The following is a 19,903-nucleotide window of genomic DNA, read 5'->3' as shown; positions in this document are numbered from 1 at the left end:
CTTTTCCCGTCTTTTTATAAAATAATGAAACGTTTTATGCCTTTGCTTTCTCACGGCTAATCTGTGTGGAAGGGATCAGATGTGCTTTGGAAAGAGCGGCTCCTACTGCACCGGTGATCACGGTGGAGGAAACCATCTCACATACAGCATTGATTCCTACCATCAGGCAGCAGCCGATGATAATGTTATGGCCACCCATCAGATTTTTAACATATTCAGTATTTCCGAACAGTCCTACAAGTGCTGCCATAAAGAACAGCGTATTCAGAAATGCGGAAAAAAATCCGGTCACAGCACAGGCTACATAAGTATTGCTGACTTTACGCATACCTCTGAAGATGTATCCCAGGCAGATACCATCGAGAAGTCGTGGTACAAATCGCTGGATAAAAGCAAATACCGGATTGATACCAAAAAGCACAACTCCCATCGCACTGGAGCCTCCCACTCCGATACACTGCAGAAAGCTGGTGAGGCCGAAGATCGCACCTGCTACGGCTCCTCCCACAGGACCGAGAACTACTGCACTGATCGCTACCGGGATCACGTTAAAGGAAATAGCCAGTGGTCCGATATTCAGATATCCCAGTGGTGTGTAAGCCATAAGCAGTAAAATTGCTGCCATCAGGCCAAGTAACGTAAGCTGCGCTGTTGTAAATCTGTTGTTGTTTTTCATTTTTTCTTCCTCCTTGTTACCGTTCCGTCTCAGAAATCTTCCGGGACACAGCATATCCCGGTATTTTCTTTACGGATACAATACGGTGATGGAAAGCGGTCCGGATTTTTCTCTCCTTCAGAATCCGCTTTACTCATTTAAAAACCTGATCATCTGAATTTTTGATCTGGTTATTTCGTGGTATTCCTGCACGTAATAAGTGCAAGAATTTTATCCAGGATTTTAAGGGCTGCATCCTCCTTACTCATAAGAGGGAGTGACACTTCCTCATCCTGTGTAATCAGGGTCAGAACATTGGTATCGCCCTGGAATCCGGCACCTTCAACCTTTAAGTTGTTCGCTGCTACCATATCCAGATTTTTCTTTTCAAGTTTTGCCCTGGAATTACCGATCATATCTTTTGTTTCCATGGAAAAGCCGCAGAGGAACTGTCCGGTTCTCTTGTGCAGGCCCAGATATTTCAGAATGTCATCTGTCCTCTCAAGCTCTATGGAAACCTGATCATCTTTCTTTTTGACTTTATCTTCACAGACCTGCTTCGGACGGTAATCCGCCACTGCTGCTGCTTTTATGATAATGTCCTGCTGATCACTTAAGTCTGTTACTGCCTCAAACATATCTCTGGCCGTTGTCACAGGAATCACATTTACAAAGAGTGGTGGCTGGATGGCGGTAGGTCCACTTACCAGCGTGACCTCCGCTCCCCGGAGCATAGCCATCTTTGCAATTGCGTATCCCATCTTTCCGGAAGAATGATTGGTAAGGCAACGGACCGGATCGATCGCTTCCTGTGTCGGTCCTGCTGTTACCAGAACTTTTTTGCCGGCGAGATCTTTTTCAAAAGCGACTTCTTTCAGAATGTATTCCAGAAGTGTCTCCGGCTCAGGCATTTTCCCTGCACCTGTATCTCCGCAGGCCAGATATCCACTTGCCGGTGTCAGCACTTCATAACCATAGGATAACAGCTTCTTAATATTATCCTGCACAATAGGGTTTTCATACATGGCAGTATTCATGGCCGGTGCAAAAATTTTCTGGCATCGACAGGCCATAACTGTTGTTGTAAGCATATCATCGGCAAGGCCATTGGCAATCTTGCCGATCACATTGGCACTGGCCGGTGCGATCATTACGACATCTGCTTTCTTTGCAATGGAAACATGTTCTACCTGGAACTGAAAATTCCGGTCAAAAGTATCCACCAGACATTTATTTCCGGTCAGTGTCTCAAACGTGATCGGATTGATAAAATTCGTGGCATTCTCCGTCATCAGCACATGGACATCTGCATGAAGCTTCTTAAGCGCACTTGCCAGATATGCGATCTTATATGCGGCAATACTTCCTGTGATCCCAAGAAGTACAGTTTTCCCTTTCAGCATCCCTCTTCCTCCTGTCAGTCAACCATGCGGATACTTTCGATCACCGGCTGCTGATCCTTGGCAATCGTTCCATTGCCATCAGATGGCTTGGCATCCTTACAGATCTTGTCAACAATATCCATTCCGGATGTTACATGGCCAAATGCAGCATAATCTCCATCCAGATATGTAGAATCAGACTGCACGATAAAGAACTGAGAGCTTGCGCTGTCCGGGTCTGTGCTGCGGGCCATGGAGATGGTTCCACGTACATGGGAAATATCGTTCTTCACACCATTATTGGAAAATTCTCCTTTGATCTCCTCATCTGCTCCGCCGGTTCCGTCGCCCTTCGGATCGCCACCCTGGATCATAAATCCATCGATGATCCTGTGGAAAGTAAGCCCGTCATAAAAGTTATCCTGTACCAATTTAACAAAGTTGGTTACAGTGATCGGGGCTGTATCCGCATCCAGTTCCACATCGATCTCTCCGTAGTTCTTCACTGTGATCGCTGCATGGTAGGTACCAGTAAGCTGCTGGCTGGTATCGATCACTGTAGTTCCTGCTGCGGAAGCTTTATCTGAACCATCATCAAATTCCGTTTCCGTACTGTCTTCTGCATTCTCTTCCACGGATTTTGTATCTTCAGCAGAATCTTCCGCAGATTCATTTTCAGCTGTGTCTTTTGAATCTCCTGACTCCTCTTCCCCGCTGTCTTCCAGTGAATCGGTAAATCCTGCCTGCTCAGCTTCCTCCTCGGAAACTGCTTTCGCTGCGGTTTCATCATCTACAGCAGTCTGTCCCTCTGTGCTCTCTTCCTCAAGAGTCATCTCCTGCTTCTGTGAAGCTGTATCCGAACTTCCGCAGCCCGCCAGCATTCCTGCTGTAAAAACTGTTGCAAATAATACTGATAAAACTTTATGTTTCACTTTATAAATCCTCCTTATCAGATCCCGGAAACTCTGTTATATTTTCTGTTTTTTGTTTTCCGGATGAGCTTTCCCGCTCTCCCCCTGTAAGCTTTTCTCAGTTTAACATTATCCTTTCACAAAGTCAACTTTACACAATCCCTCACTTGTATCTGTTTCCGTTCTCTGCTAAAATAACTGTTATGGTATCTTATATCATATAAGTTTTATTTCAGAAAGCGAGGAATCATCATGGAAAAAATCACAAGTTTTACCATAGACCACATCAAGCTTCAGCCTGGTGTATATGTTTCACGGAAAGATCCTGTAGGCGATCAGGTGATCACAACCTTTGACATCCGTATGACCTCTCCCAATGAGGAGCCTGTTATGAATACAGCCGAACTTCACGCTATGGAACATCTGGCTGCTACATTTCTCCGTAATCATAAAGAATTCGGACCGAAAGTAATATACTGGGGACCTATGGGATGCCGTACCGGAAATTATCTTCTTCTTAACGGAGATTATGAATCCAAAGATATCGTTCCTCTTATGATCGAAATGTTTGAGTTTATCCGCGATTTTGAAGGTGAGATTCCTGGTGCTTCCGCAAAAGACTGCGGTAACTACCTTGACATGAACCTGGGTATGGCCAAATATCTTGCAAAGAAGTATCTGAATGAAGTCCTTTATGATATCAAGCCGGACCGTCTTGTATATCCGGAATAGATCCCGGAAGATTTTACGAAAATAAAACAGACATTTACATTCTGTAAACATAAAAAACCCGGCATCTGCACTGGTTATTTACCAGAATACAGTTACCGGGGTTTTCTTTTCTGTGTCCTTTACTGTGCTGCCGCTGCAGTATCTGTCGTCGCTGCTGCCGCACCTGCCGGCGGTGTCGTGCTGACATAATCACCGGATGCATAACAAGTCTGTCCATTATAGTCTACACGGATCCATCCATTGTCACAGATTCCTGTGCATTTCAGAGATTCTCCGGAAAGTACACCTGCCACGAACTCTGCGTCTGCGCTGGCATCGGAACGTAAATTCACACCTTCTACTGCATAATAGGTTGCATCCTGAGCCTGTACATTAATTCCGCTTGGTGTCTGTTCGGTTGCTGCTGCCTGGGCAGTAGGATCAGCTGCTGCTGTGGAATCGGCTTCCGCAGTTGCCTCCGGTGTCGGAGTAGCGGTTTCTTCCGGTGCTTCTGTGGGTTCCGGAGTTGGAGTAGAATCCACAACAGTCACAACAGCATCGGTACCTTCCGTAAATCCACATCCCTGTGCCATAAAAGCAGCACCTAGGATCAGCGCCAAAATACATTTTTTCTTCATTATTTATGGTCCTCCCTTATACGCCGGTATGAAATCAACTTCCCACCCGGCATCTTCGTCCAATCACATTACCATCAAATATACACGATTTTGGCATATTATGCAAGTCCTGCCCCATTCTTTCACACATTTACAGGCTCAAAAAGCACTTTTACAGTTCCTCCGCAGATCATTCCCAGATCTCCCACGCCCTGTCCAAGTTCATAAACTCTGGTTTCTGTTGTATGCACATTCACTGCATGTTTTCCGGCTTCGAATTCTACTTTTCCGCCGCCAATGCTTCCTGCTGTTCTTCCATCCCGGAACACGAACATCTTACTTCCTGTTCCTCTTGGCGAAGATCCTTTCTTCTCGATAATGGTAACCATAGTCCCTGAAACTCCACAGCGCACAGCCGCTTCTACATCCTCATCACAGTATGTACGAAAATGTCTGTTTTTTTCCTGCACGATTTCTGCCATGATACTTACCGCGATCTCCGACGGCATCTGTCCCCCAATAGGAAGGCCAATAGGGGCATGGATGCTGTTCACCTGTTCTTCCGTGAATCCCTCCTCAAGAAGTTTCTCTCTGGTGATCCGTACTTTTGTCTTACTTCCGATCATCCCGAAATAGGCAAATGGTCTCTTAAGGATCTGTCTTGCACAGGCGGAATCTCCCAGATGCCCTCTCGTCACAACCACATACCAGGCATTTTCGTAAGGAGGGATTTTTTCTGATAAGGTTTCAAAATCGCCTGTGATCCGTTCATCCACCTGAGGGAAACGCTCCTGCGTCACAAAATCTTCCCTGTCATCCATTACCGTTACATGAAATCCCAGAAGTTTTCCAATCTCAGCCACAGGAAGTGATACATGGCCGCCTCCGAGAATGATCAGCCTTGGATTCTTCTCATAAATCTCTACAAAGATCTCCTGGTTCTTTACTTTCACTACGCCTGTCTCCACCGCGGCAGTTACTGTTTCTTTCAGAAAATCTTCGGCTGCTTTTTCTCCTGTTTTATTATCCGGATAAAAGAAGCAGTCTTCTTCCGCAAGATATTTAAGTCCTGCATATTCTCCGCCAAGGATGATCCCTGTTCTTGTACGTCCTCTTTTTTCTACCACATCATATATTTTCTGATACATAACCTCAGTCCCTTCTTCTCAGTCCTCAATCTCTGATGCAAGTTTCCTCACTGCCATGGCAGCCATATCGATCTCTTCTTCTGTGTTAAAATAAGAAAAGCTGAATCGCACTGCGCCTGTTTTTTCTGTTCCCAGAGCTTTATGCATAAGCGGTGCACAATGTCCGCCGGACCGAACACTGATCCCGTATTCTTCTCCAAGTGCCATTCCAACTTCCCCGGAACCTTCATCTCCAATGTTCAGTGTCACCACAGGAGATCGGTCTTTCTGGGAAAAATCTCCGTACACCGTAACTCCCGGAATTTTTTTTACCTGGTCATAAAAACGCCACATCAGCATCTGTTCTTTTTCCCGGATCTGGTTCACTCCTGTTTCCTGGATCCATTCAAGAGCTGTCCGTAATCCGGCAATTCCGTGACTGTTCAGTGTCCCGGCTTCCAGTGCTTCCGGCATATCTCCCGGGTGTTCTTTCTGAAAAGTCAGGATTCCGCTTCCGCCCACTTTCAGGGGTTCTACATGAACCCCTGGGCGAACACAGATCGCTCCTGTTCCCTGTGGTCCCATAAGACCTTTGTGCCCCGAAAAACATAAAATGTCAATATGATCTTTTTTCATGGAAATCGGAAAGACTCCTGCTGTCTGTGCAGCATCCAAAACAAAAAGTTTTTTATGTTTTTTTGCGATCTCACCGATCGCACGGATATCATTCCTGTTTCCGGTAAGATTTGATGCATGGGTGCATATGATTGCTCTCGTCTCCGGCCGGATAGAACTTTCCAGTTCAGTAAGAGAAATCATTCCTTTTCGATCCGCCGGAAGAATGGTCAGATCCAGTCCTTCTTTTTCCAGCAGATAAAGGGGACGCAGCACACTGTTATGATCCATCTCCGTACAGATCGCATGGACTTTTTCTCTTTCCGGATGCAGGATCCCAAACAATGCTGTATTTAAAGCTTCTGTTGCGTTTGCGGTAAATGCCACACATTCCGGTCCTTCTGCATCAAACATCTGAGCGATCCTGCATCTTGTATCAAAAATAAGCCTTGAGGCTTCCATTGCTTCTCCACTGCTTCCTCTTCCACTGTTTCCGGCCTGCTGCATGGCTTCCACCACTGCTCTGGCAACACAGTCTGGTTTGTGAAAACTTGTAGAAGCGTTATCCAGATAAATCATGTCAAATCTCCTTGTGCTTTTTATAAAATAATCATATAATTGGTTTTGGCTTTATTTTATACTATCAGAGGAGGTTTTCCAATGAAAAAAGGATCTTTTTTCAAAAGTCTGCCTTTTAAACTCCTTGTGGCTGTAATCCTGGGTATCCTCTCCGGGCTTGTTCTGAACCGGTACAGCACAAACGGAATTTCCATGGCAGTTCTTAATATTGTTGTTACAGTCAAGTACATTCTGGGCCAGATTATCACCTTCTGTGTTCCGCTGATCGTTCTTGGTTTTATCGCTCCATCCATCACCAAGCTTGGCAAAAATGCTTCTGTAATGCTGGGCGTTGCCGTTGTCCTTGCCTACGGTTCTTCCATAGGTGCGGCACTTTTTTCCACAGCATCCGGATTTTTTATTATTCCACATCTGTCCATTCATTCCTATGCAGCAGGGCTGAAACAGCTGCCTGAAGTAATCTTCGAACTGGAGATTCCTCAGATCATGTCGGTTATGAGCGCTCTTGTTTTTTCGGTTATGATCGGTCTGGCTGCCACCTGGACAAAAGCGAAACTGGTCACCGGTCTTCTGGATGAGTTCCAGAAAATCGTTCTGGCTCTGGTATCAAGGATCATCATTCCCATTCTTCCGCTGTTTATCGGCTCTACTTTCTGCGGACTTGCTTATGAAGGTACGATTACCAGACAGCTGCCGGTTTTCCTGGAGATCATCGTGCTGGTTCTGGCCGGACATTTCATCTGGATGGCTTTTCTGTACATACTGGCCGGAATCTACTCCGGTGAAAATCCTCTGGAGGTTGTACGCCATTACGCACCTGCTTACCTGACTGCGGTAGGAACCATGTCTTCTGCCGCAACACTGGCTGTAGCACTTCAGTGTGCATCCCGGGCCAAACCGCTTCGCAAAGATCTTGTAAATTTCGGAATCCCTCTGTTTGCAAATATTCATCTCTGCGGTTCCGTTCTTACAGAAGTTTTCTTCTGTATGGCTGTTTCCAAGATCCTGTACGGCTCTGTTCCGACGCCAGGAACTATGGTTCTGTTTTGTCTGCTTCTCGGTGTATTCGCCATCGGCGCTCCCGGTGTCCCCGGCGGAACTGTTATGGCATCCCTTGGCATCATTACCGGTGTGCTGAAATTCGACAGTTCCGGTACTGCACTGATGCTTACTATTTTTGCCTTGCAGGACAGCTTCGGAACTGCATGCAATGTAACCGGAGATGGTGCCCTGACACTGATGCTTACCGGTTATGCAAAACGTCATAACATTGAAGAACAGAATATTGATATTGAATTATAAAAGTTTCAAAAATGCCGCAGAATCCAAAAAATCTGCGGCATTTCCATATCATAAAGCGGACATTCCTGTTTCGCTTTGCTATCTTCCAGTAAACGACATCCTTTTATCCATTTTATGGGCGGATCACTTTACCTGCTTTTGTAAGTTTCTCTGCAATGGCATACATATTTGTTACAGTTCCCACTGCCGGTTCCTTCAGTCCATAAAAATTCACACAGGTTCCACATGTCAGGATCTCACATCCCTGCTCCTGCAGAGTTTTCAGATCTTCAATGCATGGGGAATCCGAAGCAGTAAGCTTCGCCCCTCCATTATAAAAAAGCATTACAGACGGCGGCGTCTCAAGCTGTGTCAGGGCATACACAAAGCCTTTGATAAGGATTGCTCCAAGCTCCGGATCTCCGTCTCCCATCTTATCGGAAGTGATGGCCACTGTATAATCCCCCTGTGGTACGGCTGGTGTGCAGACAATTTCCGGTTCTGCAGCAGTTCTGGCCTGCACGTCGGATTTCACTACCATATGGATCTCATAACCGTCCTCCGTCTTTCTGGAGACAAAACTGCATCCGGTACTTCCGGCAAGTCTGCTTAAGTTGTTTACCGCGGTCTCATTATCTACAAGAACCTGGATCTCATCCCCCTGTTCCGCTTTATCCAGGATCTTCTTGGTCATTACTACAGGAATCGGGCACTGTTTGCCCATTGCATCTACTGTATGTTTCATATTTCTTTCCTCCTATTTATATTGTTTGATCGGCAGGTTTCTTATTTCTGTTCCTGTCCGTATCTTTTATTTCTGCTCCAGTTCATGTGCCTGTCTGAAAATCTCACAGGCTCCTGTATTCACACATCGTTCATGTGCACAGTCCATAAAAGTCAGCTCTCTGCTTCCGTCTTCTCTCCGTGTATACTCGCAGCATACCGTCTCTCCACTGTTCATAGTGCGGCAGAATCCGGAAATAAACTCTTCTTCAATTTCCATTTCTATCCCTCAGTCGGAGATTCCACAACTTCGGAAGGTGCAATCTCCTCCAGCATTCCTGTTTCGTTATATGCTTCAAACTGTTCCTCGATTTTTCTCAGGATATCTGCATACTGACAAAATGCCTCTGCCAGCTCTTCCCTGTGTTCCGGAAGTTTCTTATAACAGACCCGGTGCTCCATACTTGCCCACAGATCCATGGTCATGGTACGCAACTGTATCTCTACCGGAAAATATTCCATCGTATCCAGATAATAGACAGGTACGGCAATGATCACATGATAACTCCTGTACCCGTTAGGTTTCGGATTCTGTATGTAATCCTTCTCCCGGATAAAAATCAGTTCACTCTGTCTTTTCAGAGCATTTACAAGGTTATAAATATCATCTATAAAATAGCAGATCACACGGATCCCCGCAATATCCCGGAGATAATCCTTGGCGTTCTGCACACTGTCCGAATGCCCCAGCTTTTCAAGCTTCTTCTCGATGCTTTTTTTGGCTTTGATCCGCTCCTGGATATTATGGATCGGAGATACGGACGACTTCTGGTACAGACTTCCATTGAGCACCTCGAGCTTAGCCCGCATGATCTGACATGCATTCTGATATGGCTGGATACAATCGTAATACTGTTCGTTTGTCATGAAAACCCCTCTTTCTCATTTGCTCACCATAGTTTATATCTTATAAAATAAATGTGAGCAATCTGTAGTGATTTCCTAAGATTTTCCTGACGAGTTTATTAAAATTTTATAAAAAAGCAATCATCAGTCTGAAAGTTTATGGATAAAAAGACCACTTCGAAGCTTTGGCTCAAACCATGTACTCTTAGGCGGCATCAGTTTCCCTTCATCCGCAATATTCATCAGTTCTTCCATGGAAGTCGGATACATGGCAAAAGCAGCGCCGCCAGTTTCATCCGCAACCGCAGCCAGATCCTTCAGTCTGTGATTTCCTCCCATAAAACAGATTCTCTCATCTGTACGCGGATCTTCAATTCCAAGTACCGGTCCCAGAACCTTATCCTGAAGAATGGATACATCCAGCTGTCCTACACTGTCTTTCTTCGCATAAATATCCGGATACGCTTTCAGATGAAACCATTCCCCATCTACATAGAGACCAAAGCAATGTTTTTCCACCGGTTTACATGGAAATCCCGGCATTGCCATCAGTTCAAAATTAAACTTCATACTTCCGATAAAAGCTTTCGGTTCCATGCCTTTAAGATCTTTCACAATCCTGTGATAGGGAAGGATCGTCAGCTGATCATAAGGAAATACTACAGACAGGAAAAAGTTAAACTCTTCTTTTCCTGTATAATCCGGATGTTCTTTTCTTCGTTTCTGTCCTACTTTTACGGCAGACGCTGCTCTGTGATGTCCGTCTGCAATATAGATGGAAGAAATTTCACCAAAAAGGCGATTGATTTTCTGAATCTTTTCCTCTTCATCCACGATCCATACCCGATGTGTAATTTCATCTTCCGAAGTAAAATCATATACCGGTTCATGGCTGTTTTTCCAGTTTTCCATCAGTACAAGAAGTTCTTCCGGATATCTGCAGGTAAGAAAGATCGGACCTGTATTGGCATCGCAGATATCCACATGGTGGATTCTGTCCTGCTCTTTATCCTCTCTTGTCAGTTCATGCTTCTTGATCACGCCATTCATGTAATCATCGATAGAGCTGACGCCCACGATTCCTGTCTGGGATTTTCCCTTCCGGATCAGTTCATACAGATAATAATTCGGTTTTTCATCCTGTATCAGAGTTCCCTCTGCCTGAAAGCGATCCAAGTTTTCCTTTGCTTTCCGATAGACTTTTGCATCATAAAGATCGATCCCTGGATCCAGATCCATTTCCGCTCTGTCTACATGGAGAAAAGAGTACGGATTTTTTTCTCCAATTTCACGCGCTTCCTCTCTGCTCACTACGTCATAGGGAAGTGCTGCCACTTTCTCTGCTTTTCCCTCAGCGGGTCTTACTGCCCGAAATGCCTGAAATAAAGCCATTGTGTTTCTCCTCTCGTTCCTGCCCGTTTACTTCGGACAGTCATAAAATCATCCTGTTTATTCTAGCACATACAAAAAAACTCTGCACTTTTAATTCTGCAGACAGATTTTTTCGCCCTGAAGAACCGGATATCTCACAGGCACAGTCCCATCCAGATCTTCATGGTGCATATGAACTGCAGAAATCTGATGATTTTCGTAAGTTGTATAATAATAAATTCCCTTATCACAGTTACAGCAGGAGGTATAAAGAGTGATCTCATATTTTCCTGGTTCTACCTCACAGCAGCCTCTCTGCTGGTCAACAGACCCCAGGATATGAAAGAACTGGCTGACGCTTTCTTCCTCGGAATCTCCGGAAAAAGAATGGTCTTTCACAAACGCTACTCTTGCAAACCTGGATGCGGAGGAAAGATCTCCCGGAAGTCCCAGTGCTCCCATACCACGGCTGTAGGTTTTTAATCCCAGAGATTCAGAAAAATGATTTTCCGGCTGTCTGGGAGAAAGATGCATATAATTGTTCAACATAAACATCTGCTGGTCAAAAGGCGGATTATTCGTAAGAACGCCTGCCGGATTATCCCAGACATGAAGGCCGTCTGCCATGGATTCCACTGTGATTGCTTCTTCTTTATCCGCTATGATCCAGTGAAGCTGTGCACAGGGAAGCATTTCACTGAACGGAGTTTTTACAAGATTGATCTTTTTCAGGAGATCTTTTGCCTCCTGCACAGTGGCACATTTACTAAGGATCCACGGAATGAATTCAAACTGCGCCACATTTTCTTTTCCATTTTCTACCTCATTATATACAGCGTTTCCAACAAAATTAAGGCCTGCCATTCCAAGACCTTTTTCATTGACAGCATCGTAATAAAGAGGATAATCTCCCGCTACGTGAGCCATACCTATGATTGCATAATGACTGGAAAGTTTCTCCATATGCCGAAACTCAAATATATAATTTCTCGGTGTGATGGTGATCTCATCTCCATAAGAGAATTCATAATCCAGTGTTCTTCCGAAGTAAAAGTCCTTTGTCTTATAAGTTGCTGCTGTACACATAAACTGTTCTCCTTTTTATTATTTTATTTGTTCTGTCTGCTAAAGTTTATTTGTTCCCGGTTCCTGGTCTTTCATTCAGTTCCGGCAGAACCGTTGCCAGCATGGTAAAAAAACATGCACATCCTCCTACCAGATTGGAAATCGGCTCTGCCCAGAATACACCGTCTGTTCCCAGGCCTTTCACATAGGGGAGCAGGATCGTCAGTGGAACTACTATGATCGCTTTTCGAAGCAGTGAAAAAAAAGTGGCTTTTTTTGCTTTTCCAAGTGCCACAAATACACTCTGACCGGTAAACTGCAAAGCCATAAAACAGAACCCGAAAAAATAAATATGAAGTGCCGGAACGCCCTTTTCAAGAAGTTCTGGATCACTGTTGAATATACGGATAAAAAATTCCGGCATCAGTTTCAGGATTCCCCAGCCTGCCAGTGTATAGATAACACAGACTGCTGTGATAAATTTAATTGCTTTTTTTACCCTGTCATAGGCTTTTTCTCCATAATTAAAACTCATAACCGGAGAAGCACCTGTGGTCAGCCCGTGAACCGGCATGGTAAAAATATCACGGACAGAGTTCAAAACGGTCATCACTCCCACATAAATATCTCCACCCCAGGTCTGGAGTGTCGCATTACAGACTACCTGCACCAGGCTGTTGGTAAAAGCCATAAAAAATCCGGACATTCCAAGACTTACGATGTCCCTCACACGTTTCCAGGAAATTTTGAAGGCACTTTTTTTCAGGTTCAGAACTGCTTTTTTCCCACATAAAAAACGTAACACCCATACTGTGGAACAAAACTGGGAAATGATTGTCGCCACAGCTGCCCCTCTGACTCCCATATGAAATCCAAAAATAAAAAGCGGGTCCAGGATAATATTTAACACTGCTCCGATCAGGATTGTAAACATTCCTGTGTTTCCAAATCCCTGGCTGTTGATAAACGGATTCATTCCCAGTGTGATCATTACAAACAGTGTCCCCAGAAGATAGATCTTTATGTAGCTGGCAGCATAGGGAAATGTGACATCACTGGCCCCGAATGCATAAAGAATAGGCCTGTAAAAAGCAAGCCCCGTAACAGTAAGAACTGCCCCAGCCCAGATCAGCATGACAAATGTATTTCCCATCAGCATCTCCGCTTCTTTTTCATTGCCTCTTCCCCGTTCCATGGAACAGAGTGGGGAGCCGCCATTTCCAAACAGATAGGTAAATGCGGTAATCAATGTAATAATCGGAAAACAAAGTCCCACTCCCGTCAGTGCGGTAGCTCCAATCTCCGGAATTCTTCCGATATAGATTCTGTCTACAATATTATACAGAAGATTCAGAATCTGCGCGATGATCATCGGTACAGCAACCTCCATAATATTCCGGTAGACATTTCCATTTGAAAAATCTGTCTGATGCGTCTGCATTTTTTCACCTTCCTGATATTTCTGAAATTCACAGATTCCTGGGTCAAGCGGATATTCGCAATCCGCTTCGCTACGTAGCTCTACACCAAATAACTGCTCCGCAGTTTATCAGGAGGCGCTTGCACTCCTCCTGATACAAGCAAGTCCCCACCCACTGCTTATTGCTTTTCGCAACCCCGCAGGGGACTTACTTGATTTGGTTAAATTCCGGAATCTCTTTTTTTAAACATAACTATACTATATATTTCTTGCCATTTCCACAAAAAACGTATATAATAAAACCATAAAAACGGTAATGATTCCAGGCGAAATCGGTCAAAAAACCACACAACAGAGAATCAGCCCGGATGGAGGTATATTTTATGGATAACATTTACAGCGGCATGGCCGTAGGTGTCTTTGAACTGGATAACCTGGTTGCCTGTTTTGTTGCTCTTGATGCTGCTTCCAAGGCAGCTAATGTTAAAATTCAGAGTGTTGAACGTAACCGTCTGAAAAGCGGTGCCTGTGTAAAGATGCGTGGTTCTGTCTCTGATGTGAATGCAGCTATGGAGGTCGCTCTGGAAGCAGCCAGACCTCTTGGCAAGGTCGTTTCTCATACTGTGATCGCTTCTCCTTCTGAGGATACAGAGATTGCGCTGAAAATGACGATCAACAAGTAAAGGGGGAGACTGATTTATGAATTATGGTGCTTTTGGTTTGGTTGAGGTTGTCGGCAGTAGCAATGCGATTCTTGTGATCGATCAGATGCTGAAGACTTCTGATGTTTCTTTTCTTACATGGCAGACGAAATGTGGCGGCCACGCGACTGTTTTTTTGACTGGTGATGTTTCTGCTGTGACTGCTGCTGTAGACAGTGTGAAGGGGAATCCTCCCTGTGAGATCGTGGCTTCTGCTGTGATTTCCAATCCTTCTGAGGAGACAGTGCGGCTGGCTGAGGAGGAAGCGGTTAGGAATCATTTTATGTAAGTATAATAGTATAATATAAACGTACGCAGGGAACCGCCCTGGCGTATCGGGAAAGGCTTCGTCGTCCGCTGAATTCTAAGGCGCTGCGGCTTCTGCAGAACATCCCGATACGCCAGGGCGGTTCCCTGCTGGCTTTCTTTTTTCCGATAATACATCTAGCCGGCTATTTATGTACTTGTACATATAAAAAGCGTAAGTTATAGCCAAAAGCCTCTCGCTGCCACTACTAAATTCCAGGTGCCGCACGCCAGACGGTACCTCACCGGCGTCCGTCCGCCACATCCACATCCATTACTTCCCTCCCATCCACCACCCTCATCACAGCCACATCCTTCCGATTCCGCACAACCACTCTCTTCCCTCCAACATCCCCCTCAAGTCCCATCAACTCTCCATAATACCTTTCCGAAAAAACACAGGGATTTCCAAGTTTCCCATCATACTCCACACAAGCAATCCCTTTCCCCTCTTTCAAAAACACCTCCAAAAGCGCAAGGATCGTCTCTCCCCGAAGCCATGGCTGATCAGAGACTGTAAAAAGGCAGGCATCCATCTCTCGATTTCTACTGAGTCCGATTTTCAGAGAAGAAGAAATCCCCTCATCCGGATGTAAATTATAAAGCACCTGCGCTCCACATTTTTCCGCTTCTGCCGCTATCTCCTCATACTGAGTTACCACCGTAATTTCACAGGTATGCTTCTGCTCTTTCAGCGCTTTTCTCACCCTCATAAGTTCCGAAAGAATATGCCGGTACATCGGTTCTCCTTCAATGGTATACAAAAGCTTATTACTCCCAAACCGTCTGCTGTTTCCCGCTGCCAGCATGATCAGTCCCAGCTTCATCTCTCATTTCCTCCTTATTCCATGAAACTTCCGGCATATTTCCTGCCGTTCCATTATCTTTTTCAGGCTTCCACACACTGCTTCTATGCCTGCTTCCCGACACTTCTTAATGATATTTTCAGCCACACCTGAAGATTCCAGCACATCTGCCTTATTAAAATATACCAGAAAACTTTTTTCACCCACATTTTTACGCAATCCATTTTCCGATGACGCAATCTTTACAACATCTTCCCACATCACTGGCTCATCTGTCTTTTTCCGTAGAAATTCCGCTACATCCTCCGGACGATGTGCAATATCACAGATCTTTTTTCCAATGCAATCCAGCCCTGTCACACCCACTACAATATCTGCAAATTCCGGAATTACCGGTTCGTGCACAGCAGGAACTTTCAAAGGTAATCTCCTCGCACCATCTGCTTCTACAAGAAGAAGATCACAAAAACCGGACAACCTTTTCAGGGTTTCCGGTTCAGGACCGGAAATTTTCGGCTGTCCGGCTTTATGTTTCGCCGCGATCACATATCCATATTGTTCTATAAGCCTGCAAAGTTCCTCTGTATCCTCTGCATCTGCAAAAGGACGGTCCTCTTCCCATGCCATGTGGGTAGTCGTTGTCACGATCACACGTTTTCCCTGTCTGGAAAATTTTTCTACCAGATAAAAAATCAGGCTGGTTTTTCCTCCACCTCCTGTAAAAGCAGCTGTCAGGGTCCCTTTCTCTTTTCTGTTCATGACATACTCCACATATTTTTAGTTTTCTTCTGTTTTAACATCAGGAAGTATCCCGCAGGAAAGCAATACTTCCAGTACCCCTCCGGCAATGCATCTTGCTTTATCCGAAATAGTAAAACAGTTTTTTTTCTGTTCCGCTCTCGGATCGATATCTGCAATTTTCATCCCTTTAAAAACAGGATATCCGTCACGGATCAGCCCCCGGATCACGCCGGATATCGTTGCTTTCACAGGAACGTTCCCAACCATGGCAATGATCTGGTCTTTTTCTACGATATCTGCGATCCTGCTGATATTCTTCATTTCACCGGCTGCCGGTGAATGGATCACTCTTTCTTTTCCGATTCCCGCGATCAGACCAGGCACACCTGTATTTGGAAGCGCACTGCCTTCTTTTATGATCCTTCCCAGATTGTGGCCCCGCATGGTTTCGATCACATAATCCACATCTTCTCCTGCGGTAAACCCAGGTCCAAGACCTACTGTCACTGGTGCCATATCTCTGTTTGTCCCGAGATTTTTTTTGGCGAGGATCGCATCGATCACTGCTGCCGGCGAAAGTTCCCGGATATGTTTTCCCTCCGTATCTGTCAGAAGGGGAATTTCTCCTTTTTCCCAGCAGCTTTTGCACTGTGCCGGAATTTCCGTTTCCGGGATCCTTCTGCACACAACGCCTTCCACTTCCGAAGTTCCGTCATAAACGGCTTCACAGAAAGCTACATGACGGCGGATGGCGCTTGGCCGGTCGCATTCCAGGATCAGAATGTGATAGCCGCTCTGATGAAGTTTATGGATCACGCCGGTAGCAAGATCGCCGCCGCCACGTACAAGGATCATTCTGTCAGTCATAATAGTAGTTTCCATTTCCATACACCCGCTGTCCGTTATTTCCCGGCATCCCTGCTGCCAGAGCATCGTAAAGTTCCGCATAGGTCGCATCCTGATATGGAGATACATAGAACAGACCTACCAGTCCAAAGGTGATCGTGGAAAGGATATTCCATGGAATAAAGGAAAGATCCAGAACAAACGTATTCCACTTCTGTCCATACATCATATCACGGCTTCTTGCAAAAACTTCTTTTCTGTCCATATCCGGATATTCCGCAAGAAGATACGGAACCATCTTATATTCATAAGACTTTATGATTCCCGGGATAATAAACAGTAAAGACCAGAGAAATGTAAACAGATCCCGGAAAAACATGGTTTTTACCACATTTCCATAATATCCGGAACGAAATGCGCTGAGCAGTTTGCCGACACCTGGAACTGCGTACAGATTTTCAATATAAAAACTGCGACCTCCTACTTCAAATACATTGCACACAAAAATCTTAAGTAATGTCCCGATCAGTGCCGCGGCAACCACTACCCCGGCTCCTACCAGCGCAAAGATCAGTGCCCACGGAGAATACGATCCGCCAAACATATGACCTGCATAGGAACTGAAACCATTGGAATTATAGGTATTAACCTGATAACTATAATCCGAATTCATTACATTGCTGGCGCCACTTTGAACTGCGCCTTTTCCACCGGATGCCAGCACAATGGCAAGCACCAGACTGACCAGAACTGCTGACCAGTAATTTTTACGAAAAGCCTGTTTTGCACGCCATTTCAGATCACTGCGTGTCCAGCTGATCATCTGTCCATTCATTTTTTAACCCTCCATATATGCTTCACAGACTGTAAACTCCCTGCGTCCTTTTTGCCAGAGATCCTGGTCCAGTTCAACCAGATAACCGCCGCCGTTTTTTACATGCCATTCATAAAACGGTCTGTGTCTGTCCGCATATTCTTCCATAATATTCATAATAGTTCCACCATGGATCACCAGCGCCGCTGTATCCACATTTTTACGGATACACTGTGTCACGGCTTTCTGAAATCCTGTCAGGCTGCGATATTTAAAGCCTTCTCTGCTCTCTCCGCCCGGAAATGGCATTGTTCCATTGCTGTCGATCCATTTCTGATAATTTTCATTTCCGGCAAGCTCTTTGTAATTTTTATTCTCAAACTCTCCAAAATCACATTCCGAAAGTTCTTCTATAATGTGGAGCTGCTTTCCCGGAAAAAAAATTTCTGCCGTTTCCACACAGCGGAGAAGTGGACTTACAAACAACTCCTCCGGCATGGGATAGGAAAGTTTTTTCAGAAATTCCCGGCCTTCATCGCTCAACGGCTCATCCGTTGTACCGATATAACGCGAAAGCTTGTTTCCCGGAGTCTGACCATGACGTATCAGATATAATTTAAGCATTTTTCAGCACCATCCCGATCCCACATACAACTCTTGTAACCCTGCTGCTCTTTCCCGCAAGTTCCGTACAAACACGGCCTACAGCCTCCCGATACTGCCGTTCAAAAGCATCGGCCGGAACGATCCCGTATCCGACTTCCTCACTGACCAGGATTACACCCGGATTTTTCTCCGCAAGTTTTTCTGCAAGACCGGACAGATCCTCACCTGATTTCAGGCACTTTCTTATGTACTGATGAAACCCAAGAACCCCTTCTGCTTCCAGAAGTTCCTCTTCTGTAAGCTCTGCACCACATTTCCATTTTACATCGGGAAACTGTTTTTCTGCATAACTGCTTTTTCCCTGATAAGCACCGCCGATTATCATTTCCATATCTTTTTACCTCATTCCATCTTCATTTCACAGAATAACAATGCCACTTATCCCAAGTACCAGAGCCATCACAACCTCACAGATACAAAGGAAAAAACCTGAAAGATCTCCAGTCGTTCCTCCAAAATATTTCATAGCCATGTGATGATACCACCAGAATACCAGCAGTGCCGTTACTGCCGCAAGCGCACCTTTTACCGGATTGATCCATATCATCAGTACTGCCAGTGCTGCAAGCATTACGATCAGAACATTTCGTGCCACAATCTCCGATGCATTCCTGGAAAACTCTGCTACGGTTCCATCAGTCCTTGCTTTTGGAAATATGATCACGCCAATTCCGGAAAGGCATCTGGACATCATAAATCCAATACTCATGATACAGATTCCATCGTGATCACCAAGTAGCTGGCTCCAGGCACCCAGCCACAGGATAAAATAAACGCAGGCTGTGATAATGGCAAATGCTCCTGCATGCGAATCTTTCAGAATCTCCAGCCTTCTTGTACGCTCCTGCCAGGAACTTAACGCATCCGAAGTGTCCAGAAGTCCGTCCACATGGATCCCACCTGTAACAAAGACCGGGATCACCGTAAGGATCACTGCAAGAAAAAACGGTTCCATCTGTGCATGACTTCCCAGCACACATCCCACAAGCCAGATCAGAATACCAATGGCTGTTCCCACAAAAGGAAAGAAACACATCATATACTTCATGTTTTCTTTATTCCAGTCTACCATAGGTGTGGGAATCTTGGAAAACATGGCAAATGCCGCTTTAAAACTGTTCCATACACTTTTCATGCTTTCTCACCGCCTTTATGCCAGACCGGGATTCCGTAGACCACTTCTACAACAGCATCCGCCATTTCAGCCAGATTGCAGTTGATCTGTCCCAGCTGTTCCTTATACTTTTCGGATTCTCCTTCATAGAGAATTCCATCGGAAAAAATTTCGTTGGTAACGATCACCACGTGTTCTGCCTGTGAAAGAAGATTTCTTACTCCTTCTGTGATCTTTTCGGAAACCTCCGGATGAAATCCATCTTCCCGGAACATTTCATTTGCCACCAGATTGGACATACATTCAAGAAGCACTACACAATTCTTTGGAAGTATCAACTCATCCAGCTCTGTGTATCTCTCAATTGTCTCAAATCCTTTTCCTGACCGCATCCGGCGATGTCTTCGAATGCGGCAGTGACTTTCTTCATCAAAAGCCTGCATGGTGGCAATATAGATCCTTCTCGACTCTCCAAAAGAAAGGACTCTGTCCTCCGCAAAAGCAGACTTTCCGCTTCCGCTGCCTCCTGTTACAACAACCAGCATC

General features: G+C 45.1%; 24 protein-coding genes. 4 read left to right on the top strand and 20 right to left on the bottom strand.

Translation table 11 applies throughout. The features are described from left to right. Window positions 1-34 precede the first annotated feature (34 nt). The 3 genes from GPK81_RS08955 to GPK81_RS08945 form a co-directional block, all read right to left on the bottom strand. Window positions 35-676 carry an ECF transporter S component gene (locus tag GPK81_RS08955; protein ID WP_021978117.1) on the bottom strand — a complete coding sequence of 214 codons (642 nt, stop codon included), beginning with the start codon at window positions 674-676 and terminating at the stop codon, window positions 35-37. Window positions 677-846: 170 nt separating this feature from the next. Then, entirely contained in the window at window positions 847-2,058 is a 1,212-nt protein-coding gene (coaBC, locus tag GPK81_RS08950; RefSeq protein WP_118064460.1) for a bifunctional phosphopantothenoylcysteine decarboxylase/phosphopantothenate--cysteine ligase CoaBC, read from the bottom strand. Window positions 2,059-2,072: 14 nt separating this feature from the next. Beyond that, on the bottom strand, window positions 2,073-2,672 hold the full coding sequence (locus GPK81_RS08945; RefSeq protein WP_118064474.1) for a peptidylprolyl isomerase: 600 nt from the start codon (window positions 2,670-2,672) through the stop codon (window positions 2,073-2,075). Between the two features lie 528 nt (window positions 2,673-3,200). On the opposite strand from GPK81_RS08945, the gene GPK81_RS08940 reads away from it, so the two are divergent. Continuing rightward, on the top strand, window positions 3,201-3,680 hold the full coding sequence (locus GPK81_RS08940) for an S-ribosylhomocysteine lyase (protein ID WP_021978120.1): 480 nt from the start codon (window positions 3,201-3,203) through the stop codon (window positions 3,678-3,680). Window positions 3,681-3,799: 119 nt separating this feature from the next. Here the strand turns inward: GPK81_RS08940 and GPK81_RS08935 are convergent, their stop codons facing one another. The 3 genes from GPK81_RS08935 to GPK81_RS08925 form a co-directional block, all read right to left on the bottom strand. Beyond that, a complete protein-coding gene (locus tag GPK81_RS08935; protein WP_021978121.1) occupies window positions 3,800-4,297 on the bottom strand; it encodes an SH3 domain-containing protein in 498 nt (165 codons plus the stop codon). 122 nt (window positions 4,298-4,419) lie between these two features. Then, window positions 4,420-5,424 carry an XdhC family protein gene (locus GPK81_RS08930; protein ID WP_215706908.1) on the bottom strand — a complete coding sequence of 335 codons (1,005 nt, stop codon included), beginning with the start codon at window positions 5,422-5,424 and terminating at the stop codon, window positions 4,420-4,422. An 18-nt stretch (window positions 5,425-5,442) separates the two neighbouring features. Continuing rightward, on the bottom strand, window positions 5,443-6,597 hold the full coding sequence (locus GPK81_RS08925; RefSeq protein WP_215706907.1) for an aminotransferase class V-fold PLP-dependent enzyme: 1,155 nt from the start codon (window positions 6,595-6,597) through the stop codon (window positions 5,443-5,445). 81 nt (window positions 6,598-6,678) lie between these two features. Between GPK81_RS08925 and GPK81_RS08920 the strand changes: the two genes are divergently transcribed. Beyond that, window positions 6,679-7,899, top strand: coding sequence for a dicarboxylate/amino acid:cation symporter (locus GPK81_RS08920; RefSeq protein WP_021978124.1), 1,221 nt, complete (start codon window positions 6,679-6,681; stop codon window positions 7,897-7,899). A gap of 112 nt (window positions 7,900-8,011) precedes the next feature. Here GPK81_RS08920 and yedF read toward each other — a convergent pair whose 3' ends face one another. From yedF to GPK81_RS08890, 6 genes are all read right to left on the bottom strand, one after another. Then, the gene (gene yedF / locus GPK81_RS08915) at window positions 8,012-8,623 is read right to left on the bottom strand and encodes a sulfurtransferase-like selenium metabolism protein YedF (RefSeq protein ID WP_021978125.1); all 612 of its coding nucleotides are present in this window, start codon (window positions 8,621-8,623) and stop codon (window positions 8,012-8,014) included. A gap of 66 nt (window positions 8,624-8,689) precedes the next feature. Next, a complete protein-coding gene (locus GPK81_RS08910; protein WP_021978126.1) occupies window positions 8,690-8,881 on the bottom strand; it encodes a hypothetical protein in 192 nt (63 codons plus the stop codon). Window positions 8,882-8,883: 2 nt separating this feature from the next. Continuing rightward, on the bottom strand, window positions 8,884-9,528 hold the full coding sequence (locus tag GPK81_RS08905; RefSeq protein ID WP_021978127.1) for a GTP pyrophosphokinase: 645 nt from the start codon (window positions 9,526-9,528) through the stop codon (window positions 8,884-8,886). 123 nt (window positions 9,529-9,651) lie between these two features. Beyond that, window positions 9,652-10,899: a DUF1015 domain-containing protein gene (locus GPK81_RS08900; protein WP_215706906.1), complete on the bottom strand. Its 1,248-nt coding sequence runs from the start codon at window positions 10,897-10,899 to the stop codon at window positions 9,652-9,654. A 90-nt stretch (window positions 10,900-10,989) separates the two neighbouring features. After that, entirely contained in the window at window positions 10,990-11,964 is a 975-nt protein-coding gene (gene bsh, locus GPK81_RS08895) for a choloylglycine hydrolase (protein WP_215706905.1), read from the bottom strand. A gap of 46 nt (window positions 11,965-12,010) precedes the next feature. Next, a complete protein-coding gene (locus GPK81_RS08890; protein ID WP_021978130.1) occupies window positions 12,011-13,384 on the bottom strand; it encodes an MATE family efflux transporter in 1,374 nt (457 codons plus the stop codon). A gap of 362 nt (window positions 13,385-13,746) precedes the next feature. Here GPK81_RS08890 and GPK81_RS08885 point away from each other — a divergent pair, with 362 nt between their 5' ends. Further along, window positions 13,747-14,046 (top strand): BMC domain-containing protein, encoded by a 300-nt coding sequence (locus GPK81_RS08885; protein ID WP_021978140.1) that lies wholly within the window; start codon window positions 13,747-13,749, stop codon window positions 14,044-14,046. 16 nt (window positions 14,047-14,062) lie between these two features. Further along, window positions 14,063-14,353 (top strand): BMC domain-containing protein, encoded by a 291-nt coding sequence (locus tag GPK81_RS08880; protein ID WP_021978141.1) that lies wholly within the window; start codon window positions 14,063-14,065, stop codon window positions 14,351-14,353. A gap of 259 nt (window positions 14,354-14,612) precedes the next feature. Here the strand turns inward: GPK81_RS08880 and GPK81_RS08875 are convergent, their stop codons facing one another. Genes GPK81_RS08875 through GPK81_RS08840 form a run of 8 tightly spaced genes read right to left on the bottom strand, consistent with a single transcriptional unit; the run spans window position 14,613 to window position 19,902 of the window. Further along, window positions 14,613-15,197, bottom strand: coding sequence for a nucleotidyltransferase family protein (locus GPK81_RS08875; protein ID WP_118064443.1), 585 nt, complete (start codon window positions 15,195-15,197; stop codon window positions 14,613-14,615). A 3-nt stretch (window positions 15,198-15,200) separates the two neighbouring features. Further along, a complete protein-coding gene (yqeC, locus tag GPK81_RS08870) occupies window positions 15,201-15,935 on the bottom strand; it encodes a selenium cofactor biosynthesis protein YqeC (RefSeq protein ID WP_021978143.1) in 735 nt (244 codons plus the stop codon). An 18-nt stretch (window positions 15,936-15,953) separates the two neighbouring features. Continuing rightward, entirely contained in the window at window positions 15,954-16,784 is an 831-nt protein-coding gene (yqeB, locus tag GPK81_RS08865) for a selenium-dependent molybdenum cofactor biosynthesis protein YqeB (RefSeq protein WP_118064472.1), read from the bottom strand. Next, window positions 16,777-17,598: a DUF975 family protein gene (locus tag GPK81_RS08860; RefSeq protein WP_021978145.1), complete on the bottom strand. Its 822-nt coding sequence runs from the start codon at window positions 17,596-17,598 to the stop codon at window positions 16,777-16,779. The genes yqeB and GPK81_RS08860 overlap by 8 nt, the downstream gene beginning before the upstream one ends. Before the next feature lie 3 nt (window positions 17,599-17,601). Continuing rightward, window positions 17,602-18,201, bottom strand: a complete 600-nt coding sequence (locus GPK81_RS08855) for a histidine phosphatase family protein (protein WP_021978146.1) — start codon at window positions 18,199-18,201, stop codon at window positions 17,602-17,604. Beyond that, complete coding sequence (locus tag GPK81_RS08850; RefSeq protein WP_021978147.1) at window positions 18,194-18,574, bottom strand: bifunctional adenosylcobinamide kinase/adenosylcobinamide-phosphate guanylyltransferase; 381 nt, start codon at window positions 18,572-18,574, stop codon at window positions 18,194-18,196. The genes GPK81_RS08855 and GPK81_RS08850 overlap by 8 nt, the downstream gene beginning before the upstream one ends. Window positions 18,575-18,601: 27 nt before the next feature. Beyond that, window positions 18,602-19,378 carry an adenosylcobinamide-GDP ribazoletransferase gene (cobS, locus tag GPK81_RS08845; RefSeq protein ID WP_118064439.1) on the bottom strand — a complete coding sequence of 259 codons (777 nt, stop codon included), beginning with the start codon at window positions 19,376-19,378 and terminating at the stop codon, window positions 18,602-18,604. After that, window positions 19,375-19,902 carry a bifunctional adenosylcobinamide kinase/adenosylcobinamide-phosphate guanylyltransferase gene (locus tag GPK81_RS08840; protein WP_215706904.1) on the bottom strand — a complete coding sequence of 176 codons (528 nt, stop codon included), beginning with the start codon at window positions 19,900-19,902 and terminating at the stop codon, window positions 19,375-19,377. The genes cobS and GPK81_RS08840 overlap by 4 nt, the downstream gene beginning before the upstream one ends. Between the last annotated feature and the right edge of the window lies 1 nt (window position 19,903).

The sequence above is a fragment of the Blautia sp. MCC283 genome (assembly GCF_018785565.1).
In the GTDB taxonomy this organism is placed as follows: domain Bacteria; phylum Bacillota; class Clostridia; order Lachnospirales; family Lachnospiraceae; genus Blautia_A.
The sequence above is the reverse complement of the archived record's forward strand: the minus strand, read 5'-3'. Positions and strand labels throughout refer to the sequence as shown.

Coding starts and splice junctions, on each gene's coding strand:
- GPK81_RS08840 (WP_215706904.1), bottom strand. CDS start 19,902: ATGCTGGTTGTTGTAACAGGAGGCAGCGGAAGCGGAAAGTCTGCTTTT.
- coaBC (WP_118064460.1), bottom strand. CDS start 2,058: ATGCTGAAAGGGAAAACTGTACTTCTTGGGATCACAGGAAGTATTGCC.
- yqeC (WP_021978143.1), bottom strand. CDS start 15,935: ATGAACAGAAAAGAGAAAGGGACCCTGACAGCTGCTTTTACAGGAGGT.
- GPK81_RS08890 (WP_021978130.1), bottom strand. CDS start 13,384: ATGCAGACGCATCAGACAGATTTTTCAAATGGAAATGTCTACCGGAAT.
- GPK81_RS08875 (WP_118064443.1), bottom strand. CDS start 15,197: ATGAAGCTGGGACTGATCATGCTGGCAGCGGGAAACAGCAGACGGTTT.
- GPK81_RS08925 (WP_215706907.1), bottom strand. CDS start 6,597: ATGATTTATCTGGATAACGCTTCTACAAGTTTTCACAAACCAGACTGT.
- GPK81_RS08905 (WP_021978127.1), bottom strand. CDS start 9,528: ATGACAAACGAACAGTATTACGATTGTATCCAGCCATATCAGAATGCA.
- yqeB (WP_118064472.1), bottom strand. CDS start 16,784: ATGACTGACAGAATGATCCTTGTACGTGGCGGCGGCGATCTTGCTACC.
- GPK81_RS08940 (WP_021978120.1), top strand. CDS start 3,201: ATGGAAAAAATCACAAGTTTTACCATAGACCACATCAAGCTTCAGCCT.
- GPK81_RS08850 (WP_021978147.1), bottom strand. CDS start 18,574: ATGGAAATGATAATCGGCGGTGCTTATCAGGGAAAAAGCAGTTATGCA.
- GPK81_RS08910 (WP_021978126.1), bottom strand. CDS start 8,881: ATGGAAATTGAAGAAGAGTTTATTTCCGGATTCTGCCGCACTATGAAC.
- GPK81_RS08880 (WP_021978141.1), top strand. CDS start 14,063: ATGAATTATGGTGCTTTTGGTTTGGTTGAGGTTGTCGGCAGTAGCAAT.
- GPK81_RS08920 (WP_021978124.1), top strand. CDS start 6,679: ATGAAAAAAGGATCTTTTTTCAAAAGTCTGCCTTTTAAACTCCTTGTG.
- GPK81_RS08860 (WP_021978145.1), bottom strand. CDS start 17,598: ATGAATGGACAGATGATCAGCTGGACACGCAGTGATCTGAAATGGCGT.
- cobS (WP_118064439.1), bottom strand. CDS start 19,378: ATGAAAAGTGTATGGAACAGTTTTAAAGCGGCATTTGCCATGTTTTCC.
- GPK81_RS08935 (WP_021978121.1), bottom strand. CDS start 4,297: ATGAAGAAAAAATGTATTTTGGCGCTGATCCTAGGTGCTGCTTTTATG.
- yedF (WP_021978125.1), bottom strand. CDS start 8,623: ATGAAACATACAGTAGATGCAATGGGCAAACAGTGCCCGATTCCTGTA.
- bsh (WP_215706905.1), bottom strand. CDS start 11,964: ATGTGTACAGCAGCAACTTATAAGACAAAGGACTTTTACTTCGGAAGA.
- GPK81_RS08885 (WP_021978140.1), top strand. CDS start 13,747: ATGGATAACATTTACAGCGGCATGGCCGTAGGTGTCTTTGAACTGGAT.
- GPK81_RS08930 (WP_215706908.1), bottom strand. CDS start 5,424: ATGTATCAGAAAATATATGATGTGGTAGAAAAAAGAGGACGTACAAGA.
- GPK81_RS08900 (WP_215706906.1), bottom strand. CDS start 10,899: ATGGCTTTATTTCAGGCATTTCGGGCAGTAAGACCCGCTGAGGGAAAA.
- GPK81_RS08855 (WP_021978146.1), bottom strand. CDS start 18,201: ATGCTTAAATTATATCTGATACGTCATGGTCAGACTCCGGGAAACAAG.
- GPK81_RS08955 (WP_021978117.1), bottom strand. CDS start 676: ATGAAAAACAACAACAGATTTACAACAGCGCAGCTTACGTTACTTGGC.